General features: G+C 35.6%; 19 protein-coding genes. 10 read left to right on the top strand and 9 right to left on the bottom strand.

Annotated features, from left to right (window positions below; all coding sequences use genetic code 11):
* Positions 1-365: 365 nt before the first annotated feature.
* Together ASE92_RS18075 and uvrA are read right to left on the bottom strand one after the other, a co-directional pair.
* A complete protein-coding gene (locus ASE92_RS18075) occupies positions 366-977 on the bottom strand; it encodes a LysE family transporter (RefSeq protein ID WP_235527396.1) in 612 nt (203 codons plus the stop codon).
* A gap of 50 nt (positions 978-1,027) precedes the next feature.
* Positions 1,028-3,841, bottom strand: a complete 2,814-nt coding sequence (gene uvrA / locus ASE92_RS18070; RefSeq protein WP_056851530.1) for an excinuclease ABC subunit UvrA — start codon at positions 3,839-3,841, stop codon at positions 1,028-1,030.
* Between the two features lie 258 nt (positions 3,842-4,099).
* Here uvrA and ASE92_RS18065 point away from each other — a divergent pair, with 258 nt between their 5' ends.
* The 5 genes from ASE92_RS18065 (at position 4,100) to recA (ending at position 8,272) form a co-directional block, all read left to right on the top strand.
* Entirely contained in the window at positions 4,100-4,684 is a 585-nt protein-coding gene (locus tag ASE92_RS18065; RefSeq protein WP_056851529.1) for an RNA polymerase sigma factor, read from the top strand.
* 87 nt (positions 4,685-4,771) lie between these two features.
* Positions 4,772-4,966 (top strand): hypothetical protein, encoded by a 195-nt coding sequence (locus ASE92_RS18060; protein WP_056851528.1) that lies wholly within the window; start codon positions 4,772-4,774, stop codon positions 4,964-4,966.
* Between the two features lie 262 nt (positions 4,967-5,228).
* On the top strand, positions 5,229-6,416 hold the full coding sequence (locus ASE92_RS18055; protein WP_056851527.1) for an MFS transporter: 1,188 nt from the start codon (positions 5,229-5,231) through the stop codon (positions 6,414-6,416).
* 43 nt (positions 6,417-6,459) lie between these two features.
* Entirely contained in the window at positions 6,460-7,125 is a 666-nt protein-coding gene (gene nth, locus ASE92_RS18050) for an endonuclease III (protein ID WP_056851526.1), read from the top strand.
* 133 nt (positions 7,126-7,258) lie between these two features.
* The gene (recA, locus tag ASE92_RS18045; RefSeq protein WP_056094982.1) at positions 7,259-8,272 is read left to right on the top strand and encodes a recombinase RecA; all 1,014 of its coding nucleotides are present in this window, start codon (positions 7,259-7,261) and stop codon (positions 8,270-8,272) included.
* A gap of 81 nt (positions 8,273-8,353) precedes the next feature.
* On the opposite strand, the gene ASE92_RS18040 is transcribed toward recA, so the two are convergent.
* Together ASE92_RS18040 and tsaD are read right to left on the bottom strand one after the other, a co-directional pair.
* Positions 8,354-8,551, bottom strand: a complete 198-nt coding sequence (locus ASE92_RS18040; RefSeq protein ID WP_056851525.1) for a hypothetical protein — start codon at positions 8,549-8,551, stop codon at positions 8,354-8,356.
* 145 nt (positions 8,552-8,696) lie between these two features.
* Positions 8,697-9,698: a tRNA (adenosine(37)-N6)-threonylcarbamoyltransferase complex transferase subunit TsaD gene (gene tsaD / locus ASE92_RS18035; RefSeq protein WP_056851524.1), complete on the bottom strand. Its 1,002-nt coding sequence runs from the start codon at positions 9,696-9,698 to the stop codon at positions 8,697-8,699.
* A gap of 152 nt (positions 9,699-9,850) precedes the next feature.
* Here tsaD and ASE92_RS18030 point away from each other — a divergent pair, with 152 nt between their 5' ends.
* The gene (locus ASE92_RS18030) at positions 9,851-14,218 is read left to right on the top strand and encodes a translocation/assembly module TamB domain-containing protein (protein WP_235527395.1); all 4,368 of its coding nucleotides are present in this window, start codon (positions 9,851-9,853) and stop codon (positions 14,216-14,218) included.
* A gap of 97 nt (positions 14,219-14,315) precedes the next feature.
* Here ASE92_RS18030 and ASE92_RS18025 read toward each other — a convergent pair whose 3' ends face one another.
* From ASE92_RS18025 to ASE92_RS18015, 3 genes are all read right to left on the bottom strand, one after another.
* A complete protein-coding gene (locus ASE92_RS18025; protein ID WP_056851522.1) occupies positions 14,316-15,527 on the bottom strand; it encodes a bifunctional 3,4-dihydroxy-2-butanone-4-phosphate synthase/GTP cyclohydrolase II in 1,212 nt (403 codons plus the stop codon).
* Positions 15,528-15,666: 139 nt separating this feature from the next.
* Positions 15,667-17,091 carry an LptF/LptG family permease gene (locus ASE92_RS18020; RefSeq protein WP_056851521.1) on the bottom strand — a complete coding sequence of 475 codons (1,425 nt, stop codon included), beginning with the start codon at positions 17,089-17,091 and terminating at the stop codon, positions 15,667-15,669.
* 29 nt (positions 17,092-17,120) lie between these two features.
* Positions 17,121-17,498, bottom strand: a complete 378-nt coding sequence (locus ASE92_RS18015; RefSeq protein WP_056851520.1) for an START-like domain-containing protein — start codon at positions 17,496-17,498, stop codon at positions 17,121-17,123.
* Positions 17,499-17,790: 292 nt separating this feature from the next.
* Between ASE92_RS18015 and ASE92_RS18010 the strand changes: the two genes are divergently transcribed.
* On the top strand, positions 17,791-18,918 hold the full coding sequence (locus tag ASE92_RS18010; RefSeq protein ID WP_056851519.1) for a site-specific integrase: 1,128 nt from the start codon (positions 17,791-17,793) through the stop codon (positions 18,916-18,918).
* Positions 18,919-18,923: 5 nt separating this feature from the next.
* Here ASE92_RS18010 and ASE92_RS18005 read toward each other — a convergent pair whose 3' ends face one another.
* Positions 18,924-19,763: a DUF4435 domain-containing protein gene (locus tag ASE92_RS18005; protein WP_056851518.1), complete on the bottom strand. Its 840-nt coding sequence runs from the start codon at positions 19,761-19,763 to the stop codon at positions 18,924-18,926.
* Between the two features lie 6 nt (positions 19,764-19,769).
* Complete coding sequence (locus ASE92_RS18000) at positions 19,770-21,149, bottom strand: AAA family ATPase (RefSeq protein WP_056851517.1); 1,380 nt, start codon at positions 21,147-21,149, stop codon at positions 19,770-19,772.
* A 121-nt stretch (positions 21,150-21,270) separates the two neighbouring features.
* Here ASE92_RS18000 and ASE92_RS17995 point away from each other — a divergent pair, with 121 nt between their 5' ends.
* The 3 genes from ASE92_RS17995 to ASE92_RS17985 are packed head-to-tail and all read left to right on the top strand — an operon-like array spanning position 21,271 to position 23,591.
* Positions 21,271-22,233 carry a hypothetical protein gene (locus ASE92_RS17995; protein ID WP_056851516.1) on the top strand — a complete coding sequence of 321 codons (963 nt, stop codon included), beginning with the start codon at positions 21,271-21,273 and terminating at the stop codon, positions 22,231-22,233.
* Positions 22,230-23,120, top strand: a complete 891-nt coding sequence (locus ASE92_RS17990) for a putative phage abortive infection protein (RefSeq protein ID WP_056851515.1) — start codon at positions 22,230-22,232, stop codon at positions 23,118-23,120. The genes ASE92_RS17995 and ASE92_RS17990 overlap by 4 nt, the downstream gene beginning before the upstream one ends.
* A 57-nt stretch (positions 23,121-23,177) precedes the next feature.
* Positions 23,178-23,591, top strand: coding sequence for a hypothetical protein (locus ASE92_RS17985; RefSeq protein WP_056851514.1), 414 nt, complete (start codon positions 23,178-23,180; stop codon positions 23,589-23,591).
* The last annotated feature ends 117 nt before the right edge of the window (positions 23,592-23,708 follow it).

The raw sequence follows: 23,708 nt of genomic DNA, 5'->3' as shown, positions 1-23,708 counted from the left end.
ATATTTTGGAGCACAATGACTGTGATACCTGGGTCAAAGTGGTCCCTCCCATACTATCTGTCTACCGCAGGCAGGCAATCTTTCGATTTAAGCTTGGGGAAGATGAAAGTTTTGAGCAATTAAAAGGATTTTCGTTATGTCGGGGCTAATTAACTTAATTCAGATTATTTTGGTGGGTTTTATGCACAAACGGTGTATCTAAACCCGACATAAACAAACACGTAACGCAGTGGAGTAAAGTGTTTGGCGGGACTGAAAGCCGCCATTAAGACAGCACTTTCATTTCCAAACAACAAATTTACACTGAGAGAAATCCTTAGAATCTTCAAATAACTACGGCTAATTTCGTACTGGAATAGTTTCCTTTACAACAAAATTACCAATTGTTTAATTACCAAATAAGCGGCAAGCACGTATAAAAATATGGCTATCGATTTATTGATGATCAGGCTGCTTAGCGCAAATTTTTCCTGAATAAAAGTGGCAAAATGCGCATAAACATATAATGCTACTGCAGAACCCACACCCGAACCTAAGCTAAAAATAATCAGCGAAAGGTAATCGGTTTCAATCCATTCGTGCAAGATTACATAGTTGCCAAAAAACAACCAAAAAGGAATCTGTACTGGATTTAAAACACCTAATATTAATCCGTAAAGTACGCTGCCACTTCGTTTATCCTCTTTTTTATTGCTGGTAATAGGTGCTTTTTTTCTGTTTACCCATGTGATTGTACCCATGGTAATAAACATCAAAATCATAAAGCAATCTACTAATGTGCCTAACCTTACTTCACTTACTGCCTCATTAGGATTGATGTCGCTCATTGCCCAGCGGGCAAAACGCATCATTCCAAATGTAAAAAACACCTCTACGCAAGAAAAAGAAAGGATGAAATACCAAACCTGGCGCATGCCTTTATTAATGGCAAGTTGCGCAACCGTGAGGTTGATATTACCAGGAGGGATATACCCCATGGCGTTAAGGAGAATGCCTATAAAAAAGGTGAGAAAAAGCATTGCCGAAATTATGGATTTAAATTCAAATGCGATGCTAAATATTTCCCTGTATAGGAAGTCTTTTCTTTCACCAAATCTTCAGGGATACCCTCAAAAACAACTTTGCCTCCACCATCTCCGCCTTCCGGACCGATATCGATCACCCAATCGGCACACTTAATCATATCCATATTGTGCTCAATCACCAGAATGGTATTTCCCTGCTCAATTAACGTATTTAAAGCCTTTAATAGCTTTTTGATATCGTGGAAGTGTAAACCAGTAGTGGGCTCATCAAAAATGAATAGTGTTTTGCTGGCGTTATTCCCTTTGATTAGAAATGAAGCCAGTTTAATCCGCTGGGCTTCACCACCTGATAAGGTATTAGATGATTGGCCTAAATGAACGTAACCCAAACCAACATCAACCAAAGGATTTAGTTTATTGAGAATTTTAGGTTCATCTTTAAAGAAATCCACAGCTTCATCGATGGTCATATCGAGAATCTCCGAAACATTTTTCTCTTTATAAACTACATCCAAAACCTGCTGCTTAAACCGTTTTCCTCCGCAAGCTTCGCATGGCAAATAAATATCTGCCATAAATTGCATTTCGATTTTCACCTCACCCTCTCCCTGGCAAACATCGCAACGGCCACCTTCTACATTGAAAGAAAATGCTGCTGGTTTTAATCCAGCTGCTTTTGCCGATGCCAAACCAGAAAATAAAGCACGGATATCATCCCAGGCCTTTACATACGTTACGGGGTTAGATCGGCTTGAACGGCCGATTGGGTTTTGATCGACCATTTCTACGGCACTAATCAAATCATAATTACCAAAAATCCCATCGTAAGCACCGGTTTGTTCACCAGCATAATTTCCAATGGCTTTCTGCAAAGCAGGGTATAAAATCTTTTTAACCAAACTGGTTTTACCCGAACCTGAAACCCCACTAACCGCAGTGAAAACACCCAAAGGAAATTTTACATCAATGTTTTGAAGGTTGTTTTCTCTTGCACCTTTAATAAGGATATGATCTTTCCACTTCCGGCGCTTTTCTGGGATGGCTATTTTTTCTACCCCTGATAAATAGCGGCCAGTTAAACTGTTTTTATCTTTTAAAATTTCTTCGTAATTCCCGCTGAAAACAAGGTTACCACCGTGGGTTCCAGCCTCCGGACCGATGTCAATAATATAATCGGCAGCCCGCATCATTTCTTCCTCATGCTCCACAACTAAAACCGTATTGCCAACATTGCGCAAAGAAATCAATACTTCAATCAATTTATTTGTATCTCGTGGATGCAAACCGATACTAGGTTCATCCAAAACATAGATAGAACCAACTAAGCTACTTCCCAAAGAAGTTGCCAAATTGATTCTTTGCGATTCTCCTCCTGATAAGGTATTTGATAAGCGATTTAAGGTTAAATAACCTAAACCAACATTATTTAAATACAGAAACCGGTTATCAATCTCGGCGAGTAAACGTTTAGCCACCTTAGCATCAGTAGCGTTCAATTTCAACTCGTTGAAGAAAATTAAAGCTTTCGCTAAGGGCATTAAAACGACATCGATAATCGATTTTTCAGCAATCTTTACATAAGATGCATCCTTGCGCAAACGTGACCCCTTACATTCAGGGCAAGTGGTTTTCCCGCGGTAGCGAGACAACATTACCCGGTATTGAATTTTATAGGTCTGCTCTTCCAGCTCCTTAAAAAAAGCATCAAGGCCAGCAAAATATTTATTGCCCGTCCACAGTAAACGTTGCTCTTTTTCAGTTAGCTGACTGAAAGGACGATGTATAGGAAAATCGAATTTTGAAGAAGCTTTGATAAAGTTCTGCAACCAAACACTCATCTTCTCTCCTCTCCATGGCGCTATGGCATTATCAAAAACGCTTTTGCTCTTATCAGGAATCACCAGATCTTCATCAATACCAATTACGTTTCCATAACCTTCACAGCGTTTACATGCACCATAAGGATTATTAAAAGAAAAAAAGTTTGGTGTAGGCTCCTCGAACTTCATTCCGTCAAGCTCAAAGCGATCGCTAAAATGCTTGGTTTTGCCATTAGCTTCGACATAACAATCACCCTTACCTTCAAAAAAAGCAGTTTGAACAGAATCGGCTAAACGGCTTAAAGTTTCTTCTTCCTGGTTGGTAACTATTCTATCAATTAAAATCTGAACCGTTTTATCATCGGTTAATTCGGCATCTTTAAATTCGGCATCATCTAAAACAGATTCAATTTTTAAAATTTTATCGTCAATAAGTACCCGTAAAAAACCTTTTTGCAATAAAATAGCAAGTTCCTCTTTTATGGTGCGGTTGTTATGTGGGTATAAAGGGCAAAAAATTGTTACTGTGGTATCTTCAGGCAAAGCGCTTACATAATCAACCACGGTACTAACCGAATCTTTTTTCACTTCCTTTCCCGAAATCGGAGAAATCGTTTTCCCGATCCTCGAAAAAAGAAGTTTCAGATAATCGTATATTTCTGTGGAGGTACCCACAGTAGATCGAGGATTAGAGGTAATTACCTTTTGCTCAATGGCAATGGCCGGAGCAATACCCTTAATATAATCTACATCAGGTTTATTCATCCTACCCATAAACTGGCGGGCATAAGAAGATAAACTTTCTACATATCTGCGTTGTCCTTCTGCGTATAAAGTATCAAAAGCCAGAGAAGATTTTCCCGAACCAGACATGCCAGTAACCACAACGAGTTTATTTTTAGGTATGGCAACATCAATGTTTTTCAGGTTGTGCACACGAGCACCTTTTATAATAATATTTTTATGCGGATCTTTTTCGGCTTCTTTTTTGCTCATGTATGGTTATGATTTTAAATATAACCCATAGAATACTGTTGGGTTTTTAAAACATACAAAAATAAGGTACTGATGCGGTTAATTTATTTTTTAACATTTTATTTTTTGTTTTTTGATAAAAAAATAACTTTCTTTGAATATTAACAACCTCAGAACCAAACTAACACAATCTAAAAAACATAGGAGAGACGCTATAGAAATTAAACTTCTACAAATTAATTTTTAGCAAACAGTACGGGATTTAGTGTAGGCAAACCTATGAATTTACAATCATACAGTGACCAAGACCTTGTAAAGTTATACATTGCAGGGGATGAGAATGGGCTACAAGAACTTTTAAGAAGGCATAAAAGTAAAATTTATACTTCCATCTATTTATTGGTAAAAGACCAATATTTAGCTGAAGATATTTTTCAGGATGCTTTTATAAAAGTAATTAATACGCTTCGTTCTGGAAGATATAATGAGGAGGGCAAGTTTCTGCCTTGGGTAATGCGTATTGCCCATAATTTAGTGATTGATTATTTCAGAAAAGAAAAAAGAACTCCAATTATTACGAGTTCTGATGGGATGGATGTATTTAATATGCTACACTTTTATGACGAAAGTGCAGAGGAAAAAATGTTACGCGATCAAACCCATAAAGATTTGAAAGAAATGATTCATTTACTGCCTGATGAGCAAAAAGAAGTGCTTTTAATGCGTCATTATGCAGATTTGAGCTTTAAAGAAATAGCTGATTTAACCGATGTAAGCATTAATACTGCCCTTGGACGGATGCGTTATGCATTAAGCAACTTGCGCAAAATGCTTAAAACTAAAGAGATGACCTACAAAGGGTAATAAAAAAGTTACGTTAAAAATTTTAGGGCTCGAAATAAAGCATCTGAACTATCGTTAAGTTTATAAACTTATCACATTTAGTTGCTTATGACAAAAACCTCTACATCAAAAAACAATGTAAATTTACCAACCCACAGTATGTTTCAGCCTAAAACTGATATTGAATCTGACGCGGAAATCGACTTATTTTACGATCAAATCAAAAGTAAATTAGATCGTCTGGCTAAAAATCCTCAAGATGAAACCATCAACAAGATTTTAGCATACAGCAAATCGAAGTAAATTTTACACCAGCCTAAAGCTGCCTTTCATAAAAGGCAGCTTTTTTTTTTGCAGCAATTTTAAGAATGATGCTGTGAACAGAATTTCTATTTGTTCTTCACAAAGCTTATAGTTTATTTCCTTATCTACTATTTTCCATTTCCTTATTCACTATTTTCTATTCCATAATTCCCCGTTCCCAAACTCCCCTTTTCTTTTTTACATTTCATTAACTCAAAAAGACCTACCTTTACATAGTGTAATTTTAACACTAAGCATAGGTATGAATAAGAACTTACTACCACTCACCCTAGGAGGATTAGGCATTGGCATAACAGAGTTTGTGATGATGGGTTTACTGCCAGATATTGCAAAAGACCTAAAAGTTACCATTCCACAAGCCGGACATTTGATTTCTGCCTATGCACTAGGAGTAGTGATTGGTGCGCCCCTGTTAATAATGATTGCCGGGAAATATCCACCTAAAAAAATATTAATGGCGTTGATGATCATGTTCACTGCATTTAATGCATTCTCGGCTTTTGCACCAACTTTCGACACTTTGTTTATTGCCAGATTGCTCTCAGGATTACCACATGGGGCATTTTTTGGTGTAGGATCGGTAGTTGCAAGTAGAATTGCGGAAAAAGGTAAGGCGGCTCAGGCGGTTTCGTTAATGTTTATGGGTTTAACCATTGCAAATATCTTAGGTGTTCCGCTGGGTACTTTTATAGGCCATAACTTTTCCTGGCGAATTTCATTTGCCGTTGTAGTGCTGGTGGGTCTGGTTACCTTATTAAGCTTAAAACTTTGGCTGCCGGCATTAGAAGCTGCAAAGAACAGGGATCTAAAAGCTGAATTAAGTTTTTTCAAGAAGAGGGAAGCATGGATTATAATCATGATGATCTCAATTGGTACAGGTGGCTTATTTACCTGGTACAGTTACATTGCCCCTTTAATGACAGATGTTGCAGGTTTTTCTGCAGATGCCGTAACATATATATTAATGCTCGCTGGCGTAGGGATGCTGGTTGGAAATTATATTGGCGGAATATTAGCCGATAAGTTTTCTCCTGCTAAAGCTTCGGCTGCGTTACTTCTGGCTATGGCTGTAACTTTAACTATTGTACATTATATCTCATTCAGTCAACCCCTGGCTTTAATAATGACTTTTATTACAGGGGCCGTTGCGTTTGCTCTTGCTGCGCCAATCCAGATGTTGATGATACAATCGGCCAAGGGCTCTGAAATGCTGGCCGCATCGGCGAGTCAAGCCAGTTTTAACATCGGGAATGCATTGGGTGCTTTCTTTGGCGGTTTACCTTTGGTTTACGGGTTTGACTATACCTCGCCGGCCTATGTTGGTGCAGCAATGGCTTTGGTTGGTGCATTTTTCGCCATTTGGCTAATCAAAAGCAAAGCTACAAAAGGTGTTGCTGCATCGAAAGAAAAATACGCGATGATGCATTAATCTTTTGACTCACGAGTAAAAGGATCAATTTCTATATTTGCTCATGTTAAAGAAAGAACGTTATAAACTTTTTGTAGAGCACTTCTCAGCAAAGCAGCCCGATGCAGAAACCGAACTACATTATAATAATCCCTATCAGCTTCTGGTTGCCGTAATTCTTTCGGCTCAATGTACTGATAAGCGGGTAAATATGGTTACTCCGGCCCTTTTTCAACGATTTCCGAATGCCAAAACACTATCTGAAGCCACTCCAGATATGGTATTTGATTACATCAGAAGTATCAGCTATCCAAATAACAAAGCCAAACATCTTGTAGGAATGGCCAATATTCTGGTAAATGAATTTAATGATGTTGTTCCTTCGGGAATAGATGATTTACAAAAAATGCCGGGAGTTGGACGTAAAACTGCCAATGTAATTGCATCTGTAATTTATAATGCCCCGGCAATGGCAGTGGATACTCATGTTTTTCGTGTAGCCAACAGGTTGGGATTAACTAATGGAAAAACACCCTTGGCAGTAGAAAAAGATTTGGTTAAACATCTTCCTCAACATGATATACACATTGCGCATCACTGGCTAATTCTTCACGGGCGTTATGTTTGCGTGGCCCGAAGCCCGAAATGTGATATTTGTGAAATTACCTACATGTGCAGGTATTTTGAACGCATGACGGCGAAAAATGAGCGTGAAAAGCACGAAGCTTAAATTATTTTTAAATTACTATTGACATTAGCTAAAAAACAATTACCTTAGCTAAATATTTTAGTAAATAGTTATAAACATTCTACGCATATTAGCTCATAATTCAATTATATTTACGAAATCAAATTACAAGAAAATGGCAAGCGCAAACCCCGACAAATTAAAAGCTTTACAGCTTACTTTAGATAAATTAGAAAAATCGTATGGTAAAGGTACCATAATGAAACTTGGCGATACGGCTATTGAACCGATAGATTTTATTTCTACAGGATCAATCAGTTTAGACATTGCTTTAGGCATTGGTGGTATTCCCAAGGGAAGAGTAATCGAAATTTATGGGCCGGAATCATCCGGTAAAACGACATTAGCTACCCATATTATTGCAGAAGCGCAGAAAAAAGGTGGTATAGCTGCTTTTATTGATGCGGAACATGCATTCGATCAGTTCTATGCTAAAAAACTCGGTGTGGATACTGATAACTTATTAATTTCTCAACCAGACAATGGCGAACAGGCATTAGAAATTGCTGATAACCTGATTCGCTCCGGCGCAATTGATGTAATCGTGATTGACTCCGTTGCTGCGTTGGTTCCGAAAAGTGAAATTGAAGGCGAAATGGGCGACAGTAAAATGGGCTTACATGCCCGTTTGATGAGCCAGGCATTACGTAAGTTAACTGGTACCATTTCAAAAACTGGCTGCTGCTGTATTTTCATCAACCAATTACGTGATAAAATCGGTGTGATGTTCGGTAACCCAGAGACAACTACAGGTGGTAACGCGTTAAAATTTTATGCTTCAGTACGTTTAGATATTCGCCGTATTTCTCAAATTAAAGATTCTGATGAAGTTTCTGGTAACCGTGTTAAAGTTAAGATTGTTAAAAATAAGGTGGCTCCGCCTTTCCGTATTGCAGAGTTTGACGTAATGTTTGGCGAAGGTATTTCGAAAAATGGCGAAATTGTAGATTTAGGTGTTGATTTTGGCATTATCAAGAAAGCAGGGTCTTGGTACTCGTACGGAGATACTAAATTGGGTCAAGGTAGAGATGCGGTTAAGCAACTTTTAAGTGATAACCCAGAATTAGCAGAAGAATTGGAAATTAAAATTAAAGCCGAAGTAACCGGCGATAAATTGGAAGAAAAATAATTTCGATACTCAAAAGCATAAAAAGCGCTTTGTTAGACAAAATCTAACAAAGCGCTTTTTTATGATATTATGTCAATAGTTTTAACCCTGGCTAAAAACTGCGTTAAAATCTTTTGTTACGTAAACAATTACCAACAAGGCAGCAATTACCAAAGCACCTAAAATAATTACTCCCCAACTTCCGCTTAATTTATTCTTATCTTTTCTAATCAAATAATATAACAGTCCAATAAGCGGTACTGCACAAACAATCCAAAATATTAATGATGCTCCAGTCATAAAAAAGTATAAAGTTAAAAGTATAAAGTCAAATAGTTAGATTAGGATTTGCACGATTTAAGAATAAGGCAAAATAAAATTTCAATCTTAAACTATTTATTCAAAATTACATTCGTGTAATCAAATAATCTGTGTAATCATCGCCTTAAAATTCCATTCTCGCTTTCGGCGATACCTCTTGGCCCACGAAGTCGTTAACCAAAAACTTTTGGTATCCGGCAATGGCAATCATTCCTGCATTATCAGTACAATATTGAAATGCAGGAATATAAACCTTCCATCCCAGTTCATCAGCTGTTTGCTGCAAACCATCTCTTAATCCAGAGTTTGCAGAAACACCACCAGCTATTGCAATCTCATTAATATTAAATTGCTTTGCAGCTTTTTTAAGCTTGTTCAACAATATCTGAACAATGCTGTGCTGAACAGATGCACAAATATCATCCAAATTTTCGGTGATAAAATTTGGATTCTCTATCTCCTGCTTTCTGATAAAATAAAGAACGGAGGTTTTGAAACCACTAAAGCTAAAATTTAGATCAGCTATCTGGGGCTCGGCAAATTTATATGCTTTCGGATTTCCATTTTTAGCATGTTTATCAATTAAAGGACCTCCAGGATAAGGCAGCTGTAAAATCTTGGCCGTTTTATCGAAGGCCTCCCCAGCTGCATCATCCAACGTTTCGCCCACAATTTCCATATCGAAATAATCCTTCACCAATACAATTTGTGTATGCCCACCAGAAACGGTAAGACACAAGAAAGGGAAATTGGGTTTTGGCTCATCAATAAAATGCGCCAATATGTGCGCATGCATGTGATTGACAGAAATTAAGGGTATATTTAAGCCCAATGCGAATGATTTTGCAAAGGAAACACCTACCAAAAGTGAGCCCAACAGGCCCGGACCCTGTGTAAACGCAACAGCACTAATGTCCTGTTTTGTAACCTGTGCATTTTTTAATGCTTGTTCAATGGTAGGCACAATATTTTGTTGATGTACCCTAGATGCTAATTCAGGGATTACACCACCATAATTTTCATGAATTGTTTGGTTTGCAATAACATTGGCCGTAATTTTGCCGTTGTTACATATAGCGACTGAAGTGTCATCGCAAGAAGATTCGATAGCAAGTATAACAGACAAATTATTTATTTTTAAGCTGCAAAATTATTAAAAAACTATTTAAAATACTCCTTTGGGTAATTGCATCAATAATTTTGCTGCTGGCGCTTATTATTTTTTCACTACAGTTTAAGCCTGTCCAAACTTATATTGCCCAAAAAGCAGCGGCATATTTGTCAAAAGAGCTCAATACTAAGGTATCAATTAAAAGCCTTTACATCAAACCTTTCAAATCTATTGTATTGGAAGATTTGCTTGTTCTCGATCTTCAAAAAGACACCTTGTTGAGCACTCCAGAGTTCATGGTTGATATTAATCAATTTTCAATCGACAAAAAGATTATTGATATCAATACCATTCAAGTCAATAATGGCCAATTTTTCCTAAAGGATTTCAAAGATAAGTCTTCTAATCTCGATTTCATTATTAACTATTTCGATTCTGGTAAACCTACTGTAAAGAAACCGAAAAGTAAACCTTATGATATCAATATAGGTCGGGTGATTTTAAATAAATTCGCTTTTAGATATAAGAATTTTGCCGCGAAAGATACTGTTCAAGGCAAAAATGTAAATTTCGATAATGTTGATGTTAAGGAATTAAGCGGAATATTTGAAGGATTAGACACCAAGAACCATCTGGTCAAAACCAACATCAAAAATTTAACCCTTCGCGAGAGAAGTGGCTTCTATCTAAAAAATTTAACTGCTGAAACAACTATCGATAGTAACGCGATAGAACTAAAGAAACTATTATTGGTAACGGAAAATAGCCGCTTAACCGATTACTATCAAATGAAGTTTAAAAGCTATCGGGACTTTAACCACTATGTAGATAGCGTACGGATGAAAGCCATTTTCAAAGAAAGCCATCTTTCCTCCAAAGATGTTGCTTTTTTTGCTCCTGAATTAAATTCAATGAAAATTGAACTTGATATAGATGGCCAGATTACTGGATTAGTAAATAACCTGAGAGCCAAAAAACTTTCCATTAGATCAGGAAAAGCTACGCACATCAAAGGCGATTTTATCCTCAGAGGTCTTCCGAAATGGAAAGAAACCTTTATGGATTTAAAGATTGAAATGGCTGGTACAAATAAAAAAGATTTAGATGAAGTACTAGCTGGAATTACAGGAAACAAAAAACCGATGATTCCAATTATCGTAAGCAAATTCGGCAATATCAATTTTAATGGAAATTTTACTGGTTTTCAGAACGACTTTATTGCTTACGGGGAATTTAAGACGAAGTTAGGCCGAATTGTTTCTGATGTGAATATGAAAATCGACAAAAATGATGTCCCCTCTTATACAGGTAACGTTAAAACGTTTGATTTTAATATCGGCAATTTGTTAGATGAGAAGAGTTTGGGCCGAATTAGTTCATCATTGTATGTAAAAGGAAGAGGTACTGAATTAAAGGAACTAACCGAAAAACTTAGCGGAGATGTTGAATATATTGACTTCAACAATTATCGATATAGAAACGTTAAAATTGATGGAACTTTTGAAAAGAAAAATTTCGATGGAAAATTAAGTATCAACGATAAAAATGTAAAACTTCTCTTTGATGGAGGTGTAAACTTAAATCCGAAACTTCCTGTATTTGCCTTTAACGCCACCATCACCAGGGCTAGGTTAAAAGCATTGAAACTTTTAAGAGATTCGTTGTTGGTTGATGCAAAGTTTAGCACAAATTTTTCAGGAACAAACCTAAACAATATTGAAGGCAGCTTACTTATCCAAGAGATTAGGTTGCAAAATCCGAAGGGCATTTATCATGTCGATTCACTTCAATTGATAGCGAAGGGTACAGGAGTAGATCGGACATTGGATATCCGATCAGATATTTTAGATGCAAGTATTCGTGGTGAATACGATTTAAACTCCATCGTTTCCTACTACAAAGCCATCGCCAAAACGTATGTTCCCTCGCTTAGGGCTGACATTTTTAAATTCAAAAATCAAATATTCAAGTTTAATCTGCAGGTGAAGAAATTTGAGCCATTAGCGCAGTTTATTTCGCCTGGTTTGGAAATGGAGGAAGGTGCCACGCTTATTGGGGACTTCGATTCACGAAATAATACCGCTACCTTAAACGGTTTCGTAAGGAAATTGAAATACAATGGCGTAGTGGTAAATAATATCATTCTGGATGAAAATACGACGAAAGAACAGTTGCAGCTGATCGTTACTTCAGACCGTGTTCAGCTGAATGATAGCTTATTCATCAAAGATGTAAATATTTCAAATATTCTTCGGAATGACAGTCTTTCGTTCAACGTAAAAATGTCCAATTCTGATGAAGCTAACCAGCTCGATCTGAATGGCTTGGTAGAGTTTACTAAAAATCAGGATACTGTTGCACGCCTAAGCATTTTGCCATCTATTTTAAAAATAAATAGTGAAGAATGGCGCATTCAGGAGAAAGTACGCATTGCTTTAAATAATGGCAAAACTTTGATCAGTAACTTCGATCTGACGAACGGAGTTCAACAATTAACCATTGATGGTTTAATTTCCGAAGATCAAAAAGATCTGCTCGCTGTTGGTTTTAAAGATTTTAATTTGAAAACGCTTAATCCTTTTACCAAGGGTTTCGGCGTGAAATTAAGCGGAAATGTGAATGGAACAACTAATCTGTACGGCATTCTGAAAGCTCCAAAAGTAAACGACGACCTCAAAATCGATTCGCTTACCTTCAATAATATTTATATTGGAACCCTTACCGATACATCATCTTTCGATAATCAGAGCAACAGAGTAAACGTCTTCACACGAATCATGGCCGAGGATTCAGAAACTTTTAAACTCACCGGAAATCTAGATTTAAAAGAGAAGCTGATCGACCTGAATGTTAGAATGAACGACAGCAAATTAACGATTCTGGAGCCATTTGTAAAACAACTTGTTTCTAATCTTAAAGGTGATATTTCTGCCGACTTAACCGTTAAGGGAAAATTAGATAAACCTGAAATTAATGGCAGTGTTGCTTTTGATAAGGGACAATTGATGGTGAATTATCTCAAAACTACTTATGTAATTACTGATGAGGTAAAAATAGAAAACAGTGTGGTGTTATTAGATGGCGAATCATCAGATGGTTTTGTCTTGGCCGATCTGGAGGGCCATGAAGCTACTGCGAGAGGAACAGTAGACCTGAATAATCTCGATGATCCTACTTTGAATGTAACGGTGAACGCAAACAGTTTGATGGCTTTAAATACGACCTCAAAAGACAATTCAGTTTATTTTGGAAAAGCTTACGGTACAGGGGTGTTTAAGTTTACTGGCCCTACGAGTAAAATGAAGATTGATATAAAAGCCAAAACTGAAAAGGGCACAGTTTTCAATCTTCCACTAAATAGTTCGGAAACGGTTTCGGATAAGGATTTTATAAATTTCATCAGTAGAGATTCGAGTAAGGTGGTAAAGAAAACCACTAATTTCGATGGCTTAACGTTAACATTTAAGCTTACCATCGACCCGAATACAACAGCAAATATTTATACAACACTTGGCAATTTGAGTGGCAAAGGTAATGCCGAGTTAAACCTAAACATCAATAGCTTAGGTGATTTTGAAATGTCTGGTGATTATATCATTGAAACGGGTAGTTTTGACTTCACGGCTCAAGAAGTGATTAACAAAAAATTTGAGATCAGGCAGGGAGGTACGATACGATGGACGGGTAACCCGACCGCAGCACAAATCAATTTAAAGGCCGTTTACGCGTTACGGGCGAACTTGAACGAATTGTTTAAAGCTGCGAACAGAGATGCCAGCAGTAATGCTAACCAGCGTGTAAACACCGAAGTAGAAATGGGTTTAACAGGATTGCTGCTACAGCCAGATATTAAACTGGATATCTTTTTTCCTGCCCAACCCGCAATTAAAGAAGAACTTCAAACTTATTTTAGCGATCAAAATAATTTAAACTTACAAGCTTTCAGTTTAATTATTAGAAGAAGTTTTGCTCCAGGAAATGGCGGAGAATCTATTGGAAACCAATTAAGCTCAACCGCCACCAGTACAGCTACCGAGTTGGTTTTTAATCAATTTAACAATGTGCTTTCTTCATTAAACTTAAACTTTGTCGATCTTAACGTACGTTCATTAAGTGAAGCCAGTGCATCTGTTAAACTTTTTAATGATCGTTTAATTATCAATGCTGGTATTGTAGATCGAAATAGCTTAAATGATTTTACCATTATCGATTTTAACAGAAGCAATGTTGGCGGCGAGGTTGAAGGTTTATTTTTAATCAGAAAAGATGGTAGCTTGTTGGGTAAAGTGGCCAATAAACCACCAACGATCCAGAGTATCTTTGCCAACCCTGGTATTGATCAAAACAGGAACGTAACTTCATTTGGTTTAGTTTACACCCAGCAGTTTGATACGTTTAAAGAATTTATTCAAAAGATTACCGGAGCTTACCGCAGAAACTTGAGAAGAAAGCAAAGTGAATCGCCTGTTAAAACGAATAAATCAATTAATAAAGAAGCGATTATTAATCAAAGTAAGGGTAATCAGCGGAGGTAGGTTTTCGATAGAATTTTTAAGTAAGCAGCTAATAACTACAAAATTTAAATGTTAGTTGGCAATTTTATTAACTGAAAATTGCCAACCAAAAATCAACCTATCCTTTCATGATAGAATGACCCATTTTATCTCTTTTTGTTTTCAAATAGCGCTCATTGTGAACGTTACTTTCAATTTCGATTGGAATGTTTTCTACCGCTTCGAGACCATAGCCAATTAGCCCGGCTCTTTTTGTAGGGTTGTTAGTCATTAAGCGCATTTTAGTTACGCCCTCCGATCTTAAAATTTGAGCCCCAACGCCATAATCGCGTTCATCACCTTTGAAACCCAGTTTAATATTGGCTTCAACCGTATCAAAACCTGCATCCTGTAGATTGTAAGAGCGAAGTTTGTTTATGAGTCCAATACCTCTGCCCTCTTGATTCATGTAAACAACGATTCCTTTGCCTTCCTTTTGAATCATTTCCAAAGCTTTGTGCAATTGAGGTCCGCAGTCGCATCTACAAGAACCAAAGATATCACCAGTTACACATGAACTATGCACACGAGCCAAAATTGGTTCATCAGGTCCCCATTCGCCTTTTGATATAGCCAAATGGGTAGCACCATTGTCCAATTGAGTATAAGCGCTCATTTTAAAATCGCCCCACGCCGTAGGTAAATCAATAGTAACTTCTTTCTTAATTAAACTATCAATATTCAAACGATAAGCGATTAAATCTTCAATCGAAATAATTTTTAACTGATGCTGCTCGGCAATCTTCATTAAATCCGGGAGTCTGGCCATTTCGCCATCTTCTTTCAAAATCTCTACCAATAAACCCGCAGGCTTCATCCCGGCAAGGCGGGCTAAATCTACTGCGGCTTCTGTATGACCGGCACGGCGAATTACCCCACCATCTTTAGCTATCAAAGGAAAGATATGTCCTGGTCTACCCAATTCTTCCGGATCGGTTTTAGGGTTAACGAGTGCCAACATTGTCTTCGATCTGTCGCTGGCAGAAATTCCAGTGGTACAACCATGACCAACTAAATCCACTGATACTGTAAAATTAGTTTCGTAAGCGGCGGTATTTTTACCCACCATTAAATCAAGTTTTAATTCTTTACAACGCTCTTCAGTGAGCGGAGCGCAAATTAAACCTCGCCCATAGGTTGCCATGAAGTTGATCACTTCTGGCGTGGCATTCTCTGCTGCAGTTAAAAAGTCACCTTCGTTTTCTCTATTTTCATCATCTACAACGATGATCACTTTACCAGCTTTGATGTCGGCTATCGCCTCTTCTATGGTGTTTAATTTTGTTTGCATTTGTATAAAAGCATATAGGTAATACAATTAGCTTCGCCCGAAACAGGTTATTTCACTAATGTTTTACAGGTACAAAGGTACAATCTAAATGAGCAATTTGGTGAAATAAATATCATCTGGAAGTAAATGATATTTGGGCTTATTTCTGTGTGATTCGAAGGAGTTTTTTAAAAAACTGTTTATAATAGTTTACGTCAAACAGTGCAGAATCAACAGTGGCTTTATAAGTTAAAAATGCAGCCAATGGCGATAGCACAATAACGGCAATCCACATGGCAAATATGGGGTTCAAGTTACCTTCCCTAGCAGATTTCTCGGCCACGGTAGTGATGATATGATAGACCAAAAAGAAGGAAATAGCAATAACCACAGGTAATCCCATTCCGCCCTTTCTGATAATAGCACCCAGAGGAGCACCAATAAAGAACAGCAGGATACAAGAGGCGGCAAGCGTAAATTTACGTTGGTATTCTATCCGGGTAAAGATAATTTCACCCATCAAATCATCATATCTGGGCACCGTGTTCGAAAGATTTTGCACCATCCCGGAAACGATGTTCGATGCATTATCAACTGCTGTTTTTCTACTTCCGTTAGGAATAGATTTTAAAGTAACCTCGCCAATAACAATAGGAGCAATTTTAACTTTAGTATATCCTTTGGTGGTGTTAAATTGTTTGAAGGTATTGCTTGCCACACGGCTTGATTGCCTGTTAAGTGTATCGAGTTGCTTCGTTAATGAATCTCTTTTTTTAGCAATGCCTTTGAGATTTAGCATTGGGGTGCTGTTTCCGAAAGCATTCGGATCAGTCCTGTTCATTTCAAAAGAGGAGAGATCAAACTTAGGCGCAGTTTCTTTAAATCTGCTCCGATATAAAACTTGCCGGGGATTATAAGCTCCGCTCGTGTTAGATTGCTCTTCGTACTGAACGCCATCCTTAAGCTCTAAGACCAAAAATTTACCGTCAGTAGTTTTATTCATTTGCCCTTCTTTGGCCATGATTACTTTTGGAATGCCGTTAGTACCTTTATGATCATAAATCATGATGCCATGTAGCGTTCCATCCTCATCTTTAGCATCAACACGAATGGAATAATTAGGAATGCTATTATTGAAGACTCCGGGCTTGATCAAGAAGGCCAACTTTTTATTTCGAACATCGTACAATAACGAGCTAAATTTCAAATTGGCTTTTGGAAGCATATAATTCGAAAACAGAAAAGAGCCGATGGTGAGCATAATAATCACCACAAAGAGTGGCCTCATGGCCTTTTGAAGCGAAATTCCTGCAGATTTTATGGCGACAAGTTCGTAATTCTCACCTAGCGTTCCGAATGTCATGATAGAAGAAAGCAGTACAGAGAGCGGCAACGCCATGGCTACATTGGCTGCCGAAGCATAACACATCAGTTCCAAAATGGTGTACCATTCGAAGCCTTTACCAATCAGATCATCAATCCACTTAAATAGAAAAAACATCAAAAGAATAAACATTACCACGAAAAATGTGGCAAGGAAAGGCCTAATGAATGCTTTAATAAGAAGAAGATGTATTTTTTTCACCCTACAAAGGTAAGCAATGCAGCGTTAAACTATGCACCTAAAACGCTAATCAAATAGTCAATTTGGTTATCCCAAATCAATTTTTTCTCTGCCAATAAATCATCGGTGGTAAAATCGGTTATGGCAAGAGCAACATCATTAGTAAGTTCATCCTGCACAATTTCCATTTCGAAATAGCACTGCGGCTCATCATCAAGCCATTTAAACTTCACTAATTTATTCTCTTTGATAGAAACAAGCTTCGCTTTAAGCTGTTCGTCGTCCCAAGTGAAGGTATAAACCTGATCACGGAAATTTACATCATCGGCAAACCATTGCGATAAGCCATTTGGCTCACTTATAAAGCTATACAAAATTCGTGGTGACGATTTAACCTCGTAGAATATATCCGGACGTATTTTTTTTATTTTATTTTTCTAAAGAAAGGTAATTTATTCTATATTTGCAACTCCAAAAAATAACCACCTAAATATTTGATAATATAAGCAAATATTTTTATCCGGCGGGGTAGCTCAGATGGTTAGAGCGCAGGATTCATAACCCTTTCTAGATATCAATTTAAGCATCAGAAACAACACATTTAAGCCAAAAATTCTGTTTTGATACACAGATGAGACTTTGATTTAAAATCTGAATTCTACTACTGCAATTGATAGGCCTTAAATAGCAGTTGCTGTTATTTACATAATCTTCAGATCTATGTTTACAGCACCTCAAATTTCAACCAACGATGATTTAAAGTCACGTTCATTTATTTACTTCTACTTTAACAATGTCCGTTATAAATTTTACAACGGCAAAAAACTTAATCTACAAATTTTCCCCAATCATGCCAAAAGTATTAGAGAGAGGAATAAGTTATTGAACAACCTACAATCTGCCTATACTAAAGCTCTTCACAATAACTGGAATCCATTAGTATTAGAAGAAGTAGTACCAGATGATATATCTATAAAAAAAGCATTCAATGATGTTCTTACTGAGAAACTTGATTCTCCCTACAGCAAATTTTACAAAAGAGATTTAAAAAAAATATGTGAGCAATTCCTGGAATATATACCTAATACATTATTAGAAAAAGATATAAAGGAAATACCATTATCTATAATTGATGAATTTTTAAATCAATTCAAAAGCTCTGGCCGTAGTTACATGAACAAAAGATGCTCACTATCAATTTTCTTTTCAGAGTTTGTCAGGAAAGATTTAATCACCAAAAACCCAGTAGGAAAAACAGCAAAACAAAAGGTTAAAGCTAAACTACATGAAATATACCAAGATGATCAACTGAAAAACGTACTAGATTTTTTGAGGTTAAATTATTACAACCTTTATTTATGCGCACTAATAACATATGGGTGTTTATTGAGGCCACATCAAGAAGTGAGATTTTTAAAGCGTAAACATTTGTCTACAGACTTGACACAAATCCAGTTATCGGGATCAGAAAACAAAGGAGGTCGAGTAAGAACCGTTTTCATTCCAGACTATTTAAAACAAGAATTAGGCAAAAGAGTAACCTCATATACTGAAGCTGATACAAATATCTTCACATTAACATCAGAACCATTTAATGATGATTATTTTAAAACACAATGGTCAAGAGCTAAAACCCAAATGCTCAAAACAGGTCTTATTCAAAAACATCAAACATTATACTCATTTAGACACACAGCAGCAGTTCAAGTTTACAGAAAAACAAAGGATTTAAATATCCTACAGCAGCTTTTAGGTCACTCTAACATGATTGTGACTCTTAAGTATTTGAGAGGGCTTGGAGAGGCTAATAATGATGAATTAAGAGATGTAATGCCAGAAATAAGATGAATATTTTATGCAATCATCAATTCCATCAATTCTTCAACATTACATAGTTTTGCCAGCCTTAGTCTCAGGGTTTCTCTTTTCATCTTAACCGATTTTAGCTTATGAAATCTAAATTCAAGTAAAGGGAGTAAGTAGTCCTTAGCTGATACAATTGTTATAAGAGTTTCGATTGAAACAGGCCATTTGCACCGCAAATCATAAATCAACTCATTGTATTCTTCCTCAGAAATTTCCGTTAAGATCTCAGTTTTAATTGTGTCAATTCTGGCATTAACTTTATTCTCATCTAGAATAGCAACCTTTTTAACCTCAGTACAGAGTTTGCCTACACCAAAAGCAACAGTTTGAACAGTTGGTTTAATTTTTTTGCAAATTGCATAGTTTAAAAAAAGTTCTATTAGTGGCCTAGATAAACCTTTAAGCCAATTCTCAAATCCTAATTGCTTTTCTATTTTAACTTTATCAACAGACATGTGGTCATGTAGAATTTCAATTATTGAAGATTTATGCAATAGATTGTTTTCTACACAATATTTTTCCTGAACATAATAATGCTTTAGCCCTTTTTCGTTACTATCAGTAATTAGTTCCAAGTCGCCATCCACTAAGTAAATACGTTTTTGCCTTCTAGCTGTCTGGTCAGCTTTGCAGGCATTTTTCACATTTTCTTTACAGCCTAGTGCGATAAGCTTATTTATTTGGTAGCTAGATCCTTGGAAAACTCTTGAAAGTAATGCTTTATAAAATTCTTCATCGTAATTATCTTCTATAAAGATATCTATTGAATTTTTATGCCTAAAAAACAACCCAATATTGGGCATTATGTAATCTTTAAATTTTAGCATAGCCTATTAGAAAATATTAAATTGCGACAGATCTTGACAAAAATCTTGATTTTCTAAAGCACCAATTATCGTTGGTGAATGGGTTGCCAAAATAAATTGAGTATTTGGACTTGCTTCTTTTATTGACTTAACAAAAATCTCCTGCCATTCTAGGTGCAAGGAAAGTTCAGGTTCATCAATAATAAAAATACTTCCTTCTGTTTTTTTGTTTTCACTAAAGATCAGTTGGGCAAGCATTACCAAAATCTGCTGCTCACCAGAAGATAATTTAAATATATTTGTAGGTTCAGGATTTTGTGGTAGATGAATGATTAGTTCACCGTTGTTTCCGATTTGCAATCTTTTGTTACTTTCTTTTAAAAAAGTATTTGTTAGATTTTCAAAATTTTTAAAAGGCGTAAATTCTGTTTGTATTTTTTCTTCAGATTCATCATACAAGCTTATAATCTTATCAATTCTTTGGAGTTGAGGCATATTAATATACCATTTCTGAAAAGCACTAACCTCTTGTCTATCAAACGAATGTGATTTTTTATTTGATTTGTTTTTTCTCTCAAGAATTGCCTGTAGCCCCTCAAGTGTAGAAAAGAATTCATTAAGTTGCTCAATTATACCTGGAACATTAATCTTCTTAGCCGCTTTTAAAACTTGATATCTTCTTTCTTTCCATCCATCAGGATTAGTATCAATTTTAATTTCTAACTGATTTTCATTCAAAACTTCAAAGGAACTTTGAATAATTTGATTCTTAAGCGTTTCATTTATAGCTGATTGCTCTTGAGTATAGAGAAAATAATTATCAAAAACCAACTTTTCTATGTCTTTTAAACTCTCAAACAGATTACCTTTCAAAGGCTCAGTGGGTTGTTTTTGACGAGTCAAATTATCTAGATTTAATAAATCTATTTCTCTACCTTCATAAATTCTCCTATCTAAGCCGAGGAATATCGGAGTAGTAAATTCTTCAATTTTTTTAACCACTGCATTTTGATGGAATCGTTGTTCCTGACGCAAAATATATGACAAAATTGATCTATTTTCTAGTCTTGAGGCGGTAAAATCAACCTTCGAAATATCCATTCTAGAAAATTTATGGGGTTTTATATCAAATGGAGAGATTGATATTTCTATACTGTTTTGATCAAGGTTTACTGCTTGTATAGTAATTTCTTCTCCTGATGATGTCTCACAAACTAAAATGGCAGTTTCAAAATATATTTGATTTAAATTTATCCATGACGGACTGATCAATCCCAAAATTAGCTTAAGAGCCGAGGTTTTGCCTGAGCCATTAATTCCTATTAAAAATGTAGTCTCTTCAAAGAAATCAATATCAAAATTAAGGTAACCATGAGCATTTGTCGCAATAAATCTTTTAAGTTTCATAGAGAGCGCAGAATAAAATTTAATATTTGAGCAAAAGTATAATATTCTATGCAATGTTAAAACTTTTAAAATTGTAGTTTAAACATTAATTATATTTACATTAAATTAACCCTTTCAACTCATGAGTTTAACCACAGTTGCAGTATATACAATTACAATTCATAAAAGAAATCAGAGTATAAAAGATTTAGAGGTCTTGAGTGATTTTGATTTTGGATCAGATCTTATTACATTAATTCAAAAATTGCCAGCCTTACTAAATGATGGATCTAACACGTTTTCAATATTTGAAGATAAAGCAAATCAAAAACGGCTAAGAATAAACACACAAGAGTTTAAGCCATTTGGTAGATGTATTGATGGAGAACTTGAAACAGGAGATTATGGTGTAGAATCAACTTTTATAGATGGAAAAGGAAATAATAAAGGTACCATTGGAAAAGATGATTCTCCTTTAATGCCTTTCTACTTTCTTTGTGATATACCTAAGAATGAAACAAAGGGATATATACTATTACAGAGATTCAGGCAGTTTGGTGTTTTCACAATGTTTGTTAAGGCACTCAGAGGAGAGTTCACCAAAAGTCACCCAGATTATACCATCTCTTTTGACCCAATCACATCTTTTAGAGAGTTTAATAGAATATTAGATGAAGCAGAGATAAAAAAAGTAAGTTTTCAATCAAGGGATTCCAGACAATTCTTGAATGTATTCAGGCCAAGAAACAGCAACGACAATTTTAATCCTGCTGATGTGTTTTTGGAAGTTAATCTTGTGGCTAAGAGAAATAAGAAAATCAATTTGATGAATTCTGTAAGAAATATAATCCTTAACGATAGTGCGAAAGTAGATACTTACTTTCAGGTGTCGGGACTTGAAAATGTACCATTGAAAATATATTTCAAAGCAAATGGCCGCCCATACACATTAGATACTTCAATGATGGATAATTTCAGCCCAGATATTGACATTTCACATTTTGTCAATATAAATAGTAAAGGATTTCCTGAAATATTGGATGTTAAGAAAGCATCCATGAAACTGCTTGCCGACATTAAAGCTGAACAGAAAGATAAAAAATGAAAGCTATAATTAGATATGTTACCTATATTTTTGGTTTTATTGGCTTGCTATTGCTAATTGCTTTTATTTTGAAAGTTTGGCAAGACGGTAAGATTTCTCCATTAGGAAATTTAGACTTAGCTTACACTAAAATTTTAGGGGAATCTGCACAAATCCTTTCAATAACCTGGTCAATAATTGGGGTTCTATTAATTGTTCTAACTCTAAATATTCAAAAAGATCAATTTACCGATAACCAAAGATTTATTGAGAAACAACAATTTGAAACTACGTTTTTTAATATGTTGAATGTACTTCATAATATTAAGCTTTCAATGAAAAAGAAAGTCATAATCAATTTTATAGAGGAACATCCGGAGGGTCAGAATTTTATAGATTATGCAATAGAGGAATTAAGTAAAGAGTACAATAGTGTATATGGCGCTATAAACCCTCAATCGCAATTAGCAATAATTTTTGAAAAAATACAGCAAAATAAAAAAATAGAATCCCTTGAAAGAGAAGTAATCAGAGATGATATTAACAATTCATATTTAATTTTTTACAAAAATTTCCACGCTGAATTAGGACATTATTTCAGGTATTTATATAACCTCCTACAGTTCACTTTGAAAAACAGAAAACCACAAAATGATCACGTCGAATACATCAATCTAATTCAGGCACAGCTTTCAAATAATGAACTAGCATTGTTATATTATAATGTATTAAGTGACAAAGGATTAAACAGGAATAAAGAGTATAATTTTTTCAATATACTAGACGAATATAATTTTTTTGAAAATATTGATCAAAATTCCCTGATAAAACGATCTCACCATGTTCTTTATCCTTCAACAAAATTTAAGTTTCTAAATATCGATGAAATGAGAGTTCATCATACTTAAGTAGTTGGTCGATATTGTCAATTCATAACAATATCTTAAATCAATATTTTTAGAACAATGCAGAACCACCCCGATACCAAACACCCATTAGAATCATATTTTACACTTATTGAAGAAAATTATATAAGTGTAATTTATAGCGAATTCCATGATTTTGACACATTTTACTCTTCATTTGATCCAACTATATTTAATAATGCGAGTATGGTGAAAAATGGGGGTAATTATGAACTTAGAAATGGAGAAAAGCTAATAAGAGTTTATACTTTTGATCATCATTTACAAGATTTTTTAAATGAGTGGAATAAAACCTTTATAAACGAAGTACGGAGCTTTGTCCTAGATAAATCAGAGAAAGAGGTCGCGGATTACACTAAACTTTTGCAAAAGGAAATACTTCAATTAATTATTCGTGCAGAAAAAAAGAATATCATAGCAAAGACACAAACAATCAAGTCGTTAAAATCTTAAACGATTTTTTAGCGTCTTATTCCAAATCCACAATCTTCCCATTAGAAAATACCAATAGCACTCAATTAAAAATTAGATGGCTTGGTAAAGTAAATGAATTAGCAACCTTATTTCATG

It is taken from the genome of Pedobacter sp. Leaf41 (assembly GCF_001422545.1).
Classification (GTDB): domain Bacteria; phylum Bacteroidota; class Bacteroidia; order Sphingobacteriales; family Sphingobacteriaceae; genus Pedobacter.
This window is presented reverse-complemented; position numbering and strand designations above follow the sequence as displayed.

Bases quoted from the DNA above. Each gene is read 5' to 3' on its own strand.
- ASE92_RS18075 (WP_235527396.1), bottom strand. From the start codon at position 977: ATGGGGTATATCCCTCCTGGTAATATCAACCTCACGGTTGCGCAACTT.
- uvrA (WP_056851530.1), bottom strand. From the start codon at position 3,841: ATGAGCAAAAAAGAAGCCGAAAAAGATCCGCATAAAAATATTATTATA.
- ASE92_RS18065 (WP_056851529.1), top strand. From the start codon at position 4,100: ATGAATTTACAATCATACAGTGACCAAGACCTTGTAAAGTTATACATT.
- ASE92_RS18060 (WP_056851528.1), top strand. From the start codon at position 4,772: ATGACAAAAACCTCTACATCAAAAAACAATGTAAATTTACCAACCCAC.
- ASE92_RS18055 (WP_056851527.1), top strand. From the start codon at position 5,229: ATGAATAAGAACTTACTACCACTCACCCTAGGAGGATTAGGCATTGGC.
- nth (WP_056851526.1), top strand. From the start codon at position 6,460: ATGTTAAAGAAAGAACGTTATAAACTTTTTGTAGAGCACTTCTCAGCA.
- recA (WP_056094982.1), top strand. From the start codon at position 7,259: ATGGCAAGCGCAAACCCCGACAAATTAAAAGCTTTACAGCTTACTTTA.
- ASE92_RS18040 (WP_056851525.1), bottom strand. From the start codon at position 8,551: ATGACTGGAGCATCATTAATATTTTGGATTGTTTGTGCAGTACCGCTT.
- ASE92_RS18025 (WP_056851522.1), bottom strand. From the start codon at position 15,527: ATGCAAACAAAATTAAACACCATAGAAGAGGCGATAGCCGACATCAAA.
- ASE92_RS18010 (WP_056851519.1), top strand. From the start codon at position 17,791: ATGTTTACAGCACCTCAAATTTCAACCAACGATGATTTAAAGTCACGT.
- ASE92_RS18005 (WP_056851518.1), bottom strand. From the start codon at position 19,763: ATGCTAAAATTTAAAGATTACATAATGCCCAATATTGGGTTGTTTTTT.
- ASE92_RS18000 (WP_056851517.1), bottom strand. From the start codon at position 21,149: ATGAAACTTAAAAGATTTATTGCGACAAATGCTCATGGTTACCTTAAT.
- ASE92_RS17995 (WP_056851516.1), top strand. From the start codon at position 21,271: ATGAGTTTAACCACAGTTGCAGTATATACAATTACAATTCATAAAAGA.
- ASE92_RS17990 (WP_056851515.1), top strand. From the start codon at position 22,230: ATGAAAGCTATAATTAGATATGTTACCTATATTTTTGGTTTTATTGGC.
- ASE92_RS17985 (WP_056851514.1), top strand. From the start codon at position 23,178: ATGCAGAACCACCCCGATACCAAACACCCATTAGAATCATATTTTACA.